Below are 15,178 nucleotides of genomic sequence, written 5' to 3'. Positions count from 1 at the left end.
CACCTAATCAAAATGATAATAAATTATCCATTCGATAATAAAACCAGTTTTGTCAAAAAGATAAAATCACATATTAAACTTGCGATTAGTTCAATAAAAACAGTTAGTTAAATCAATTTCATTTATTGGCATGCAACCTGCTATAGGGGTATCAGTTCACCCAATTAATTTACGCTCATTGAGCGCACACTATAGAGTAGGCCGTACTATGACAATTCATGTAAAAAACAACATTCACTGGGTAGGTCAACGCGACTGGGAAGTACAAGATTTCCACGGCACAGAATACAAAATGACCAAGGGAACCAGCTATAACAGCTATCTCATTCGTGAAGAAAAAACCGTCCTGATCGATACGGTCGATCATCGCTTTAGCCATCAATTTCTTCAAAACCTAGAAATGGAAATTGACCTTAATACCATTGATTATATTGTCATCAATCATGCTGAAGAAGACCACTCCGGAGCACTTTCCGCGCTACTTGAAAAAATTCCCAACACACCGATCTATTGTACTGAAGCCGCCATTGACTCCATCGTCGGGCACCATCACCATCCAGAATGGAACTTCAATACTGTTAAAACGGGGGATACTCTCGATGTTGGCAATGGCAAACAGCTGATCTTTATTGAAGCACCTATGCTGCACTGGCCAGACAGTATGATGACCTACCTCACAGGAGACGCCGTTCTCTTCAGTAATGATGCTTTTGGTCAACACTACTGTGACGAACGCTTGTTCAATGATGAAGTGGACCAAACCGAGTTGATGGACCAGTGCCTCCGATACTATTCCAATATCCTGACCCCATTCAGTAGCTTGGTCATTGCAAAGATCAAAGAAGTCCTGAGCTTTAATGTGCCTGTTGATATGATCGCCACCGCTCATGGCATTGTATGGCGTGATAATCCGATTCAGATCATTGAGAAGTATCTTGAATGGGCCGATAACTACCAAGAAGATCGTATCACCATTTTCTACGATACGATGTCGAACAATACCCGCATGATGGCCGATGCCATCGCACAGGGCGTTCATGATGTGGAGCCAGGTGTCGCGGTAAAAGTCTTTAATGTTTCACGCCAAGATAAGAATGAGATCTTAGCTAATGTCTTCCGTTCTAAAGGCGTACTCGTGGGTTCATCAACCATGAATAATGTCATGATGCCGAAGATTGCTGGCATGTTGGAAGAGATTACTGGTCTTCGCTTCAAAGAGAAAAAAGCAGGCGCGTTTGGCAGTTACGGATGGAATGGCGGCGCCGTTGACCGCATTCACTCACGCTTAACCGATGCTGGCTTTGAAACAACGGAAAGCCTAAAAACCAAGTGGCGCCCTGATGGTAAAGCGATGCGAGCTTGCCGTGAACATGGTCAGAGAATCGCAAAATTGTGGGCTCTTCACACCCATAATGTTGAACCAATTCAAGCAAATCAACCGGTTAAGGCAAACGTAGTCTCAGACAATGTAGTCAGTGAAGAGTCATTTACTACCGAATGCACATCAACTGCCTCTGTGTCACCAGCGCCGCAGCCTACCTCAGCCTTATTTGAGGGCAATAACACTCAACCGCATGAAAACGACTGCCAGTGCATGCTATGTACTGTGTGTAACTGGGTTTATGACCCAGAGATTGGTGAGCCTAATCAAGGTGTTGAACCCCAAACGCCATGGTCAGAAGTACCGGATTATTTCTTATGCCCTGAATGCCATTTAGGAAAGGATGTGTTTGTTCCTCACAATAAAGAGGACGCGGCATAATGACACACCCAATTGTCATTGTTGGGAGCGGCTTTGCCGCTTACCAACTCGTGAAAGCAATTCGTCGCCAAGATAACGACACCACCATATACGTGGTTACCCGTGACGATGGCCATGATTACAATAAGCCGGATCTGAGTCATGTGTTTTCTAAACAACAATCTGTTGACGACCTGATCGTCACTCCTAGTGAAACGTTGGCAAAGCAACTCAATATTCAAGTCATTAGCCACACATCAGTAAGTGCAATAGATGTCACGGGTCACTCGATTCAAGCGGGTAATCAAACTCTCTATTACTCGAAATTAGTGCTGGCAACTGGAGCGAGCCCGTTTATTCCTCCTATGCATGGCGATGCCTCATCTTCATTGCTTACACTCAATAGCCTCGCTGAGTTTACTCAATGCAAAGACCGCGTCGCCTCGGCACAACGCCTCTTAGTCATTGGTGGTGGCTTAGTCGGTGTTGAGGTCGCGCTTGACCTCGCTCATGCAGGAAAAGAAGTCATGATTGTCGATCCAGCCGCCGCGCTCATGGCCAATCAACTGCCCGACTATGTGTCATTTAAGCTCGCGCAGCAACTTGCTGCCGCTGGCGTTACCATCCGTACGGGTTGCACAGTAAAGCAACTCACCCATAACCCTAATGGAAGTAAGCAGGTCACGCTCAGTAATACTGAAACATTCAACCTCGACGAGGTCATGGTGTGTGCGGGGTTAAAAGCCAATACGGCCTTAGCACTACAAGCGGGTATCACAGTCAACAGGGGGATCTGTGTAGATGCGACGATGGCGACATCTCATGTTGATGTATACGCTCTGGGCGACTGCGCCGAGTTTGATGGGCAAATACGAGCCTATTTGCAACCCACACTCATTAGTGCCAATGCCTTGGCAAAAACGTTACTTGGGCAACCTACTCCGGTCACACTGCCTAATATGATGGTGAAGGTAAAAACACCTAGCTACCCAATACAACTGGGGGGGATCACTTCAGGCGAACGCATTGCGCGCTGGGAGATGAATGTTCAGCTTGATAGCAACTCAAACGGAATCGTTGCAAAAGCCCTAGATCAAGACGACAAATTACTCGGTTTTGTTGTCACAGAGCAACATGTCAATCAGTCGTTTATGTTGCTCAGATCTCTTAGCGCATAACAGAAGCAACCCGGCTCTACATACTCGCTAACAATTTTAAATGGTTCGAGCACCACAGAGTTGACGTGAGGTATGACAATAAAATTAGGAGACCGTTACCATAAGGTATCGGTCTTTTATTTTAACGGTATTATCATGAACTTAAGACAAGGTGTGAGCCAATTCATCGCCATTCTCTCCACCATTTTAGTGATCGGGTTAGCCATCTACCTCGGCAACCTCGTCAAGTCAGTGGACAACATTGAAGAGAAGCTCAGTCATCAAGCACAACAAATTGAAAGAGCCTCAATCGCCACCGCTAGCAACGAGACAGTCAATGCCTATGTTCCTGTCTATTCGCATATTTATACGGATGGGGGCAAACCCGTTTTATTAGAGTCTACGCTCGTCATTCGAAATACCGATCCTACCCACAAGATAAACATACATAGCATCGATTATTACAACACCAATGGCGAGATTATCAGACAATTTATCTCGGAAGGATATGAGCTTAACGCCATGTCTAGCGCCGAATATCTGGTCGAAAAACGTGAGGTTAAAGGTGGTGCCGGCGCCAACTTCTTCATTCGTTGGTCCAACCCCAACAACGCATCTGACCCAATTTTTGAAGCGGTGATGATAGGGTCTGGACATGATAAAGATATCTCATTCACCAGCCGGTCGCCTCAATAAATCATTTCAAAGAACAACCCCCAACAATCAATGACGATGGTGTCTTACCATCGCCATTGACCCTATTTCAGTTTGGGTTCTGTAACGATGTAAGGTGACTCATCGCCTAGAAAAAATAGACCTGACTAGCTCACCCCTACATAAAAACACTCGCCTAATCAAATTAAATATATACAAAAAACGAATAGATTGTATTTATGCGCTAACCATCTCATTGGTTATTATTCAGCCAACAAAAAGTAACAAGTTATTAATGGCGAGGTGATTAACATGAATAGAGGTATAAGCCTTCTAATTTTGATTTCGATAATTAGTGGCTGCGGTGGTGGTGGCGATGGCGGTAGTGGCACTACTCCCCCCACTACACCAACCAAGAAATTCTCCATAATTGTATTAGATGAAACTAAAATAGAACAAGGGCAACTACTATGAACCTGATTAAATCAATTATCGCAGTATCAATCTTAAGTGTAAGTTTGGCGAATGCTGGGGAACTCGTCACTTTTAAATCTGGTGATGTATTGACAGCAGTTGACCTAAACAATAATTTCCAAGCGCTCAACACAACCACCACTGCCATCCCATTCTTGGGAGACTTTACATCATCACAAACCTGTAACACGACTCTTTCAGACGGCTATCAAGCAAACCAACGCACATATCAGCATTTAAACGGACAGGAAGTGAAGGTAACCGCCCCATCCAATGCCGCATATGATGGTCCTCAGACAGTTGCCGCTAACTTTGATGTTGCAGGCGTTAAATCTATAAAAAATGCGACGATCAATGGTATCCCTGCTCAAATTAAAATAGACCAAAACCCAAACACCTCTGGGCAGGCCGTGACACAAGCTCATATTCGCTTAATGACCACCGAACATGGTGAGCACATACGTATGAACTTTGCGTTCATCGAATCAATGCAGCAAGGAGAAGATGTCGAAAACTATAAGAAGCGTTTAATTGAATCAGCGGTCAACTGCATCGATATCCAACAATAACAACAGCAAAATACTTGACCTTTTCAATATGGAAAAGAAAAGACATTAGAGTAAAATTAATCACAAACGTACAATGGCGAGTCAGCAGTGAAGCGAAATGACCGCCAATAGCGCACTGACACAAGATTGCATTCTAATTGACTGTATTTACTGGAAACTCACTATTACGATCCTAGTATGAATGAAAGGTTGTCGTACCCAGCTTACACTGGGTTGAAACATTCATTTGGGGTCGCTATGAGTAAATATATTGTCTTGTTATTAGTAATATTTGGAACTGGCGTCCACGCTAATAGCCTTGTGTTAAACCAGCTTGGGTATATGCCGCAGGCCGACAAAAAAGTGTATGTCATTTCGCCGGAACAAAAAGACGTCGCCTTAATCGCCATGCCTGAGAACACCGAGATCGCTCGCTTTTCGCTCACCTATAACAACCAACTTCCCGATGGCCGGGTAATACATGTCGCTGACTTTTCAAACGCATCAAATGCTGGATGGTATTATTTTCGTTCTGGCGAACATAAGTCCGTTCCCTTTGAAATACGTCCTGACGTGTATGAAAACCTGACCGATGGGTTAATTCATGCACTGTACCTGCAACGATCTGGCGAAGCAGTGTATTCCCCAATCACGGGCATGGCCCGCCCGCCAAGTCACACCCAAGATGGCATTATTTTTAGAGACGATACGATTAACAAAGCTGGGACATACATCGAAGCCTCAGGCGGTTGGTACGATGCAGGCGATTTTGGAAAATACATTTCTACGGCCACCATCACCATCGCAAGACTACTCGAAGCCTATCGCCAATCACCGACGTTGTTTGATGCGAATAACGACAATCAATTCCCTACGATCCTCGACGAAGCCAAAGTTGGCTTACTGTGGATGGAAAAAATGCAACGCCGAGATGGTGCGGTCTATCGCAAGTTATCAGGAAGTGCATGGCCTGCAAAAATTCCACCTTGGCTTGATACCCAAACTCGCTACATCTTTGGCGTGAGCACCCCTGACACCGCAAAGTATGCCGCTACCATGGCTTTCGCAGCAAGAATTTATAAACCCTTTGATGCAGACTTAGCAGCTCGATGGCTAGCCTCTGCTGAGGCTGCTTGGGATTATCTAGAAACACAGCCTACACAATATACAGATTGGACCAAAGCCGATGACAGTGGTTCCGGCCCTTATATTCGTAATGAGCATGACATGGAAGAGTCACTCGCTACGGATGTTGATGACCGAATGTGGGCAGCAGCAGAGCTATATTTAGCCACTAATGAAGACGTATTCTTTGATTACTTCGACACGCAATATCGTGAACTGATAGGCAGTGATATCTCGATGTTTGATTTTTTTGAATGGAAGAACCCGGCCATTATGGGCATCTGGCACATGATGCTCGAGACAGATACACCATTGACTCAACTAATGAAAGACGATCTCAACGCCCTCGCGGCTCGTTATGCTGGACTCGCCGAGCAGTCGCCATTTTTTGTAGGCAATCAAAAATTTATTTGGGGCTCCAATAAGATGGTGGCAGAGATTGGCATCGTATTGGCTTGGAGCGATATGATCTCTAACACAACAAAATATCGCTGGTTAATACAAACTCAAATCGATTACCTCCTCGGAGCCAACGCGTTCAATATGAGTTTTGTGACGCATTTTGGTACCCATTCCGTTCGCAATTTACACCACTTATATCGGATCGGTACCGGAGTCAGTTTACCCGGTTTTTTAGTCGGAGGGCCTAACATCAAGGGGCAAGCTGGCGTTGCTCCTAAGGACATGGGAATGCTCAGTTATGTGGACAGTGAAAAGTCTTACGCAGTGAACGAGTTTGCCATTGATTACAATGCCGCACTTATCGGGCTCCTTGCGGCTCACAAGTATTACTTTAAGTAATAAAACAACGCTGACGTCATCACCATAAAGAACCGTTGCGTTGCTGTGCAGGTTGAGATTACTTTCTGCAAAGGAATGACGAATTATTGGATGTTTGCTGCAGCCACGTACCAAACTCCATTCTGTGCGACGAAGACCGCGCGGACTCGTTTCTGAACAATGAACGCCTAACTCATCGCTCTTTCAAACCACCCCAATTAGGCCGTCATCCTCATGCAAATGAGGATCTTCATCAGCGTGTGGCTCACTTAAATAGAAATAAATGACACCCAAATAAGCCCACAACGCGCTGTCGGTAGATTCCTTTCTACAAAGGAATGACGAATTATTGAGTGTTTGCAGCAGCCACGTATCAAGTTTCATTCTGTGCTGTGAAGACTGAGCTGACTCGTTTCTGAACAATGAACGCCTAACTTATCGCTCTTCAAACCACCCCAATTAGGCCGTCATCCTCATGCAAATGAGGATCTTCATCAGCGTGTGGCTCACTTAAATAGAAATAAAGGACACCCAAATAAGCTCACAACGCGCTGTCGGTAGATTCCTTTCTGCAAAGGAATGACGGATTATTGAATGTTTTTGTTGCTGATTAAGGATAGCTTTGGTCTAGAAACGCTTTTGAAATTAATCAATCTGTATTGTCATATCCTAAGGCTTGGTATTCGTGAACCACCTAAAAATGATCAAACCTTAACATTCACATTGCTAAAAACTGCATGAAAAACCCACATTTCCAATCGAACGGTTTTGTTCGATGATAATTAAACGGGTATATCCAACAAAGCATTAAGTGACAGCGTCACCCGTAATATTATTGCAGAGGCGAACATAATGTCGTTTTTGTTACCTATAGAAACCGACCGCTCGTTAAATCATCAAGCGACTAGAATTAGAGCGTCACGCGACTAAAACGCGACGCGTCTTTTTAATTGCAACCAAAGTGGTTCATTGGGATCTTTACTTCCCCACTCATGATCTTCACGAGCTTCCAAATACCATTGAATCCCATTGTAGAGCTGAAATGCTCTAGGCCCACCGAGATGTTCATGTTCTTCGAAAAAACGGTCTTCGAATTGCATTAATACTGCAAGCGTCGCGATCCCTTTATTCATCGCCCATGCGATGGCTTCCGGTTCAACATTGAGCTGGTTCACTTGAACCGGTTTGATTGCCTGTACATCAATCGCATTGATCGTCGAATTGGATAGGCTGGTCATCGCGTTGCGTTCCTTGATCTGCTGTTCAACCTCATCCAGTAATCGACTTCGAACGGCTCTGCTTGGGTTAGGGTTTACCCGGGCGATTCTTAGGCAGTGTTCAAATTGCTCTTTGCCAAGAGCACAGAGCAGCCCTGACAGTAATAACTCATCTAGTCCTTCAGACTTCACATAAAATTCCATTGCTGACGTGACGCTCAGAAATCTCGTACCAAGAAATTCAAAATAGAAAGTATCATCAAATGATTCAACGGCTACACCATCAACCATTAAAGGCCACCCTTGAAAATCGACCCGCCCTCGAGCAATTTCATACATTTTCCAAGCGCTTGCCCTAAAACCTTCAAAAATCGCCCCTTCCAGCTGCGATTGCTCTAATTCTTCCTTAGTCCAAGTCACACCAATACCCAGATGTTTGGCATACCGATTAAGAAGACGGTTTTTAATGTGTAAACGAAGTGGCCAAATAGTCTTCGACGTTTTTTTATCAGCAAAAGAAGCACACTCGGTACAAACTGGCAGCTCAATTCCTTCTCTTTGAGGAGCATACGAGGCTAGAAGGCACCGCAAGGTTCCATTGCTTGGCTCGCCACAGAACCAACACCGATATCGCGATTCAAAAGGTATATCAATGATTACATATTCGGTCACGTCATAAGTTCCTGTGTGATGGCCTATCAATAAGAGGGGCAAGTGCGGTGTTCATATGAAGTGCGAGAATACATGAAGATGACCGGGTGTGTCGATGTACTGAATCCGCTATACATTTCGGCTTCATCAAAGTTAGCAGTAACCATACTGGCTACTTTTGATCCCCCACTTTTAAAATAGAATGAAATTTAAACGTTTTGGCAAGTAGCATAGTGATGACCAAGTGTTATTTTAAATACATTAAAATCAATTAGTTAAATAGAGACAGTGAAATAGAAACATAACAAAGCATCAATAGTGAGGTTGTTTTTCACTCACCAACTGCCACATTTAATGTCTTAACGGAAAAAACTTAACATGTGGCTTATTTTGTCTATTTATCTATTTATCTATTTATCTATTTAACGAGAAGTAATGTACTCGGTGCTAGCCTAACTCAATCGAATAATTACCTATGTGTAGCCCCCATAAAAAATGAGCCAAAGAAAATAATTCTCTGGCTCATTTTAACGATGTGATAGACGACTTAACAATATTACTCGGTTAGATTAAAAGGCAAACGCAAACCCTAATGTATAGTCATCGCCATTTTTTGCCGTGTATTCTTTGTCTTCATTGCTCGCTTTCGGGCGACATTTTTCATCTCCCTTAACTAAGCTTACCCAATGGCGGAGCCCAGTCCCAGTGTGCGTTTCCACTTGTCCAAACGTCGTGCAAGTTTCAAGTTGAATATCATCAATAGCGACCAGCTCAAGACATCCTGTTCCCTTGCGGCGACCCAGTGTCACTTCAACGTGAGTACCACTTTCATCACGAAGTAGAATGGAGTCCGGCGAACATTTGTCACCCGTATACGCCACAAAACCTTTGGCATGTTTCAAACCACTGTGCTGTCCATTTTTGAAATAAGCTTGTACATGTCGATAGTCAATTTCGTAGCTTACAACGTCTTCGTGAGAGCCATTGTCTAACGGGAACAAAGTATCCAGCAGTTGCTTTGCTTTCTCTTGCTTTTGCGTCAGCTCATCGGATTTGACCATTTCCACGGCAAACACGGCTTCTGCGATAAAATTAAGTGCGTTGTGTTGTTCAGTTTTATCGAATGTCTGCATATTCATAGTCTATTCCTTCAAAGCTAATGGATAACAACGTAAGCAAATCCCGTAAACGCTTGTCGGTTTGGTCCTTGTCATTGCTTGTTAAACAGAATAGCGCGTTTTTAACAAAAATTTCACAACGGAATTTTCACAGTGTCAATTTTACAAAATCATCTTGTCTAATTATTTAGGCAGATTCTATAAATAACACTATAAAGTCATTCTAATCAATCAGTTAATTGAAAATCATGCACGATACTACAACACAGCCCGCTATAAGCGGGCTGTGTAAAATCAAAAAGTGAACGAGTAACCTACCCTCGAATTTACAAACCTCGTTGCCATTCCTGCCGCAATGGAATCTTATCGGGTTGGTGAATGGCGAGGTCGACTTTTTGCAATAACGTCGCTTTATCACGCCCTAATATGCCTTTTAATACCAGATAATTTGACGCGTGATCAGATCGAAAAATCGTCTTCTCTAACTCTAGATTGTCTAATAAACACCGAATCTCGGTAAACAATTCTGGCTGTGTTAACGGTCGAAACTCACCATTAAATCCAGCCGCAACTCGCTCTTCACCAAGTGGAAAAGACACGACTAAGGTTGAAAGGTAATCAGGCTGAGCGGCGTTCATCAGTTTGGCTGAGTTAAGCGCATGTTGTTCGCTCAATAAAGGGCCCCCTAAACCATTAAGGATCATCACCGAGCTTTTCATTCCAGCCGCTTTGATTTTGTTAAGTGCCGCTAACGAAGATTCAAACGTTTCCCCTTTCTTTATCTTCGCAAGTACTTCATCGTCACCACTTTCGCAACCAATGTACATCAGGCTTAGGCCTAAGTTACGTAGTTCGGTCAATTGCTCGGCCGTTTTGTTGGTCAAATTACGTGGTAAACAATAACTGGAGATACGCTGAACATGGGGCAAGTACTGGTTAATAAGCGCACAGATCGACCGTAAACGATGAAAAGGCAAAGTCATGGCGTCACCATCGGCTAGAAAGACTCGGTGAACCCGCGCACCCGAATTGGCGATGACTTGCAGCTCTTGTTCTATCTCTTCAAGTTTTTTCGGCCTGAATTTTTTCTGTGGCTGAGTATACATATCACAAAAAGTACATTGATTATGACTGCATCCGTTGGTCACTTGCAGTATCAGTGATTTCCACTCTGAAGGCGGCCGAAAAACAGGTTCAATATAATTAAGCATGGGCTTGTCTCATTGCGTTATCGGGTAAGCTAAATTCTATCGTATTATGCTGTAAATAAAAAAGAACTGACCGAAAAGCCGTCACCTTAAACACGTTAACATTCTTAGAGCACTTGATGGTCATCACCATAAGGCGTCATCTCGCTGGCAGTGATACTGTCACCATTGTCCACTTTGTGTGCGGTCTCGGGACGCCCTTTTTTGAAATTCATGCAACTGCTTTGTTCTTGCTTTTTACTATAGAACTTTCGTTTCTTTTGCTTTCTAACAATTAAGCTTTCCAATGACATCATCTTCATCCTTGTTATTATTTTAGTTTATCCATGACCTTAAGCGTCCATTAATAATCAGCATAGAAATTATTGGACACCTCGAACAAACGTGTCAACTAATTTGCACATGAAAAACAGAAGTCATTCACACAGTAAATAAATACACACTAAGCTATATGAAATTCAACAAATAAAATAATAAGACAGCCATACAAAAATAACATTTATTAGCCGCCTACCAATAATTATACTTACTGTAGTAAATATCAGAACACATGCTTACTTGTAATTTATAATGACCGCACTGCAAATGACAATTCTATCACTCACTAATAATGAGAAGTTGACGCCACGACAATAAACCTATTTGTATTGTTTGTAGTCCCTATAGATTTTTTGTGCGATATTTTTGTGAAAAGTACGAGAACCTGCAAAGCAGATCGCTATAAAAGCCTGCTTTCGCTTAATTACACACTAGAAATAAACGACACACGAGAAAAAGCCATGTTTATAAGAACTATATTTATGAGAGCTACGTTTATAAGAGCAGCATCTATAAGATCCATCATAACCACAAGCCTATTAACAATAGGTCTCAATGCTTACGCGGTAGAAACCTATTCTGATGTTTATGTTTTCGGAGATAGCCTGTCCGATGTCGGTAACCTTCATGCTATGGACTTTGCTGATGGGCCTGCCGAAGGACAAACTTACGGTTCACGGTTTTCGAATGGTCCGGTCATTGCCGAGTATGTAGCCAGTGAGATCCTTGATAATGACATCGAGCCTCTCAAACCATCGCTGCACTTAACTGGCCATATTTTAGGAAATAACTTCGCTGTTGCTGGTGCGAAATCATTGGACGATGATGGCTCCCCACTCACCCCTGACATCAATCTCCCGACGCAAATCAATGCTTACCTTCAAAGCACAAACGGGGTAGCCGATGGCACGGCGCTGTACTTTTTGTCGACTGGCGGTAATGATATAAGAAATGCTCGAGAGATAATAACCAATGGCATATATTCAGGAACACTTCCCACTGATAGAGTTGAAGCTTATCAATATATTTTTGACTCAGCGACGTCAACCAAAAACAGCGTAGAGCAATTACTCCTTGCTGGTGTGACGAATATTGTAATAGTAGGTGCACCCAATATTGCCGATACACCAGAGAACCATCTTATTACGGCAAACATGGCGGCTAGCGTGGAGGACTTGTTAAAAAAATGGCAAGTATGGGCACTTCCATTTACCGTTAAAAACTTATCTACGACTTATAATGAACTGGTTTCCCGTCATATTTCCGATTTGAAAAATAAATACCCAGCCTCAATTATTCATCATGTCGACATAATTGGCATCGTAAACACGGTTTCTGATAACCCTAATGCTTATGGCTTCACCAATATTTCTGATGCTTGTAATTATACCTTGTCTACCTTTCCGGTTTCACAACCAACCGAAGAATGTCTAATGACAACAGAGTATTTGTATTTCGATGAGCTTCATCCAACAACCGCCGCTAATGCTATCGTTGCAAACGAGATCTTAAAACAATTATAGCCAATCCATTTTTCACGATTCTTATGGTCGCTATACGTGGTTAGGATATAAAAAAAGACGCCCTAGGGCGTCTTTTTAAAGAAAGTCAATGACCCAATTAAACGATACGCAGACCGCCTTGAGCTATCGCAAAACGACGCGCACGCGTGTAAGAAAGCGCGTTAGTGATGCCTTCTCCGGTTGGGCCAGCAATCGTGAATGTTGACGTTCCTTCTGCGTTGTAACCCACACCAGACAATGTTGGACCATTGTGAGCAAAAATCGTTGTGTTAATTGCACGACCAAATTTGGTTACGTTCTCGATATCGCCCGAGTAGATACAAGAAGAATGCTTGTTACCACGTTCAGCCGCCACCGCGCGCTCAATCGCTTCATCGATATCTTTACAGATAACCACGGGAAGCACTGGCATCATTTGTTCTACATGAACTAATGGGTGATCATTTTCTACTAGCATGACCGCCAGACGGGTATCAGACTTAACCCCAATTGACTTCAGGATGTCACCCGCGTCTTGACCAACGTGTTGCTTAACCGGATGCCAAACGCGTGCAATTTCATGTGCAGTACAAGGTTTAGCGCCTTCGAATTCATCCAACGTTAGAATTTGCTCCGTTAGCTGCTCCGCTTCTTCTGCTGATAGCACATAAGCACCAACCGCTTCTAGCTTATCAAGAAATGCGTCTGCCACTTCTTCTTCAACGAAAACTTGTTTCTCACCAATACACAGTAAGTTGTTGTCAAACGAAGCGCCACCATATACGCCAGCCGCCGCTAGGTCTAAGTTAGCAGAGGCATCGACAATGACAGGTGGGTTGCCTGCGCCAGCACCAATACCTTTCTTGCCAGATTGCAGAATCGCCTTAACAAGACCAGGGCCACCTGTGCCGACTAGCATGTTGATCAGGGGTGAATTGGCGATTTCATTTAATGTTTCAAGCGTTGGCTCTTTCACCATCGTAATGAGGTTCTCTGGCCCGCCAGCTTCAACAATCGCACTGTTAAGCATGTCAATCATGACCGCAGACACTACTTTAGAGGAAGGATGAACGTTAAATGTCACCGCGTTACCACCAGCTAACATAGAGATCGCATTGTTCACGATCGTTTCCGTTGGGTTGGTCACAGGCGTCACTGCGCCAATCACACCATACGGTGCACGTTCGCCTAGAGAGATACCGTTGTCACCTGACCATACTTCCGTATCCAGTATTTCCGTACCTGGCGTTTTCATTGCAGTTAGGTGGTGCTTAGCAATTTTGTCTTCGACACGGCCAAGTTTTGTCTCTTCACGAACCATTTTAGCGAAGTCTTCTGCACGCGCTAATACTGCCCCACGAATGGCAGCAATAATGACTTCGCGATCTTCTTTAGTAGAGTTCACATAAAACTCAAGTTGAGCTTTGTGAGTTGCTTCAATCGCAGCGTCCACTGTCGCGAATACACCTTTAGCGTTGTTGATATCAAAAGACATGATAATTACCTCGTAAAATTGGGTACAGTGAAGAGGCTGACATCGTCTCATCTCTCTTCGACTTAATTTGTTAGGGCTCAAGTGATTGGGTTAGAGCCTCACTTAAAACGGCTACAATCTATCCTGATTATTCAGTAAAACACTGTCACTGGGCGTCAGCTTATTTGACTCATCACCCTAATTTTGCAACGTCTGCGACTTGACGACCCTTCATCTCATACTCAGTATTACTAAATATCAGCACGTTACCTGCGTCCCTATCCATACAGAGGCTGTTTCAAGCGCGCCGTTGGTGACATAAATAATCGACAAATCTCAGTCTCTCTCAAAATCGTCGCAATGATTGGCTCATGGTAATTTCTATTAAAGCTCAATAATTCATAACGTTAACGTTAGGTGTAAGATTAATTGACCCTGAGTGACGTGTTGAATTTTTAGCCTCAAGATAAAGTAGCGCTCATTGAGTACACCTAGACATTTAAACGACCTCGTGAGGAACGAATATGAAAAATCATGCGCTTTTAGAAGAATCTGTAAAGCAACTGAGCACTATTTTAGAGACGCAGCAGCAGCTTCTAGCCGAACACAAAGCGAACCAAAATTACGCTGAGCGCCTTGAGAATATTCTTACTCCAACTGACGAGCTCACAACGGAAGGCGACGATCTGTTGATCGGCGGCTGCAAAGCATCGGACCTTATCGAGCAATACGGTAGCCCACTATTTGTATTGAGCGAAGATACACTGCGTAACAACCTTCGCCGTGTTAAAAGTGCATTCGGCAACTACTGGCCTAAGCCGGTCAACGTAATGTTTGCTATCAAATCAAACACTAACTTTGCGGTTCGTGCGATTTGTAACGAAGAAGGCGTTGGCGGTGACTGTTTTGGTCCTGGTGAAGTTGAAGCGACTCACTATGCAGGCGCTGACCCAAAAACCATCGCGCTTAACGGTACGGTTAAGCCTGAGCTTGCTATTCGTAAAGCGATTGAATACGGCTACGCGGTTCACTTAGATTCTTATGAAGAAATTGAAATCGTTGAGCGCATCGCTCGTGAAGTGAAGCCAACTGAAAAAGTACGCATCGCGGTTCGTCTAAAAGTCATCCCAGAAGATTTCTTCAACGATTTCGAACCTGACGCCTACCCGTTCCCTAACTTCATTGGCGCGATGAAATGGATCAAGTTCGGT

The 15,178-nt window shown here is 43.6% G+C and carries 11 protein-coding genes and 1 pseudogene; 7 read left to right on the top strand and 5 right to left on the bottom strand.

Annotated elements, in window-relative coordinates:
• The first annotated feature begins 208 nt into the window (after window positions 1-208).
• The 5 genes from norV to ACE1OE_RS09925 all read left to right on the top strand — a co-directional run bounded on the left by norV (window position 209) and on the right by ACE1OE_RS09925 (window position 6,500).
• Complete coding sequence (norV, locus tag ACE1OE_RS09945; RefSeq protein WP_449210928.1) at window positions 209-1,762, top strand: anaerobic nitric oxide reductase flavorubredoxin; 1,554 nt, start codon at window positions 209-211, stop codon at window positions 1,760-1,762.
• Complete coding sequence (norW, locus tag ACE1OE_RS09940) at window positions 1,762-2,919, top strand: NADH:flavorubredoxin reductase NorW (protein WP_449210927.1); 1,158 nt, start codon at window positions 1,762-1,764, stop codon at window positions 2,917-2,919. The genes norV and norW overlap by 1 nt, the downstream gene beginning before the upstream one ends.
• Before the next feature lie 135 nt (window positions 2,920-3,054).
• Complete coding sequence (locus ACE1OE_RS09935; protein WP_102471457.1) at window positions 3,055-3,594, top strand: DUF3124 domain-containing protein; 540 nt, start codon at window positions 3,055-3,057, stop codon at window positions 3,592-3,594.
• Window positions 3,595-4,022: 428 nt separating this feature from the next.
• Window positions 4,023-4,595 carry a hypothetical protein gene (locus ACE1OE_RS09930; RefSeq protein ID WP_372060920.1) on the top strand — a complete coding sequence of 191 codons (573 nt, stop codon included), beginning with the start codon at window positions 4,023-4,025 and terminating at the stop codon, window positions 4,593-4,595.
• A 237-nt stretch (window positions 4,596-4,832) separates the two neighbouring features.
• Window positions 4,833-6,500 (top strand): glycoside hydrolase family 9 protein, encoded by a 1,668-nt coding sequence (locus ACE1OE_RS09925; RefSeq protein WP_449210926.1) that lies wholly within the window; start codon window positions 4,833-4,835, stop codon window positions 6,498-6,500.
• A gap of 905 nt (window positions 6,501-7,405) precedes the next feature.
• Here the strand turns inward: ACE1OE_RS09925 and ACE1OE_RS09920 are convergent.
• The 4 genes from ACE1OE_RS09920 to ACE1OE_RS09905 all read right to left on the bottom strand — a co-directional run bounded on the left by ACE1OE_RS09920 (window position 7,406) and on the right by ACE1OE_RS09905 (window position 10,969).
• Entirely contained in the window at window positions 7,406-8,368 is a 963-nt protein-coding gene (locus ACE1OE_RS09920; RefSeq protein WP_449210925.1) for a hypothetical protein, read from the bottom strand.
• 548 nt (window positions 8,369-8,916) lie between these two features.
• Entirely contained in the window at window positions 8,917-9,486 is a 570-nt protein-coding gene (locus ACE1OE_RS09915) for a hypothetical protein (protein ID WP_449210924.1), read from the bottom strand.
• A 305-nt stretch (window positions 9,487-9,791) separates the two neighbouring features.
• Entirely contained in the window at window positions 9,792-10,676 is an 885-nt protein-coding gene (locus ACE1OE_RS09910; RefSeq protein ID WP_449210923.1) for a radical SAM protein, read from the bottom strand.
• A 104-nt stretch (window positions 10,677-10,780) separates the two neighbouring features.
• Window positions 10,781-10,969 carry a hypothetical protein gene (locus ACE1OE_RS09905; RefSeq protein WP_449210922.1) on the bottom strand — a complete coding sequence of 63 codons (189 nt, stop codon included), beginning with the start codon at window positions 10,967-10,969 and terminating at the stop codon, window positions 10,781-10,783.
• Between the two features lie 504 nt (window positions 10,970-11,473).
• On the opposite strand from ACE1OE_RS09905, the gene ACE1OE_RS09900 reads away from it, so the two are divergent.
• On the top strand, window positions 11,474-12,514 hold the full coding sequence (locus tag ACE1OE_RS09900) for an SGNH/GDSL hydrolase family protein (RefSeq protein ID WP_449210921.1): 1,041 nt from the start codon (window positions 11,474-11,476) through the stop codon (window positions 12,512-12,514).
• Between the two features lie 97 nt (window positions 12,515-12,611).
• Here ACE1OE_RS09900 and ACE1OE_RS09895 read toward each other — a convergent pair whose 3' ends face one another.
• Window positions 12,612-13,988 (bottom strand): aldehyde dehydrogenase EutE, encoded by a 1,377-nt coding sequence (locus ACE1OE_RS09895; protein ID WP_372060910.1) that lies wholly within the window; start codon window positions 13,986-13,988, stop codon window positions 12,612-12,614.
• 503 nt (window positions 13,989-14,491) lie between these two features.
• Here ACE1OE_RS09895 and ACE1OE_RS09890 point away from each other — a divergent pair.
• Window positions 14,492-15,178 (top strand): annotated as a pseudogene (locus ACE1OE_RS09890) (diaminopimelate decarboxylase family protein); the annotation flags it as partial.

Source organism: Vibrio sp. E150_011 (assembly GCF_053544015.1).
Note: the sequence above shows the minus strand (reverse complement) of the source record. Positions and strands in the feature narration are given on the sequence as shown.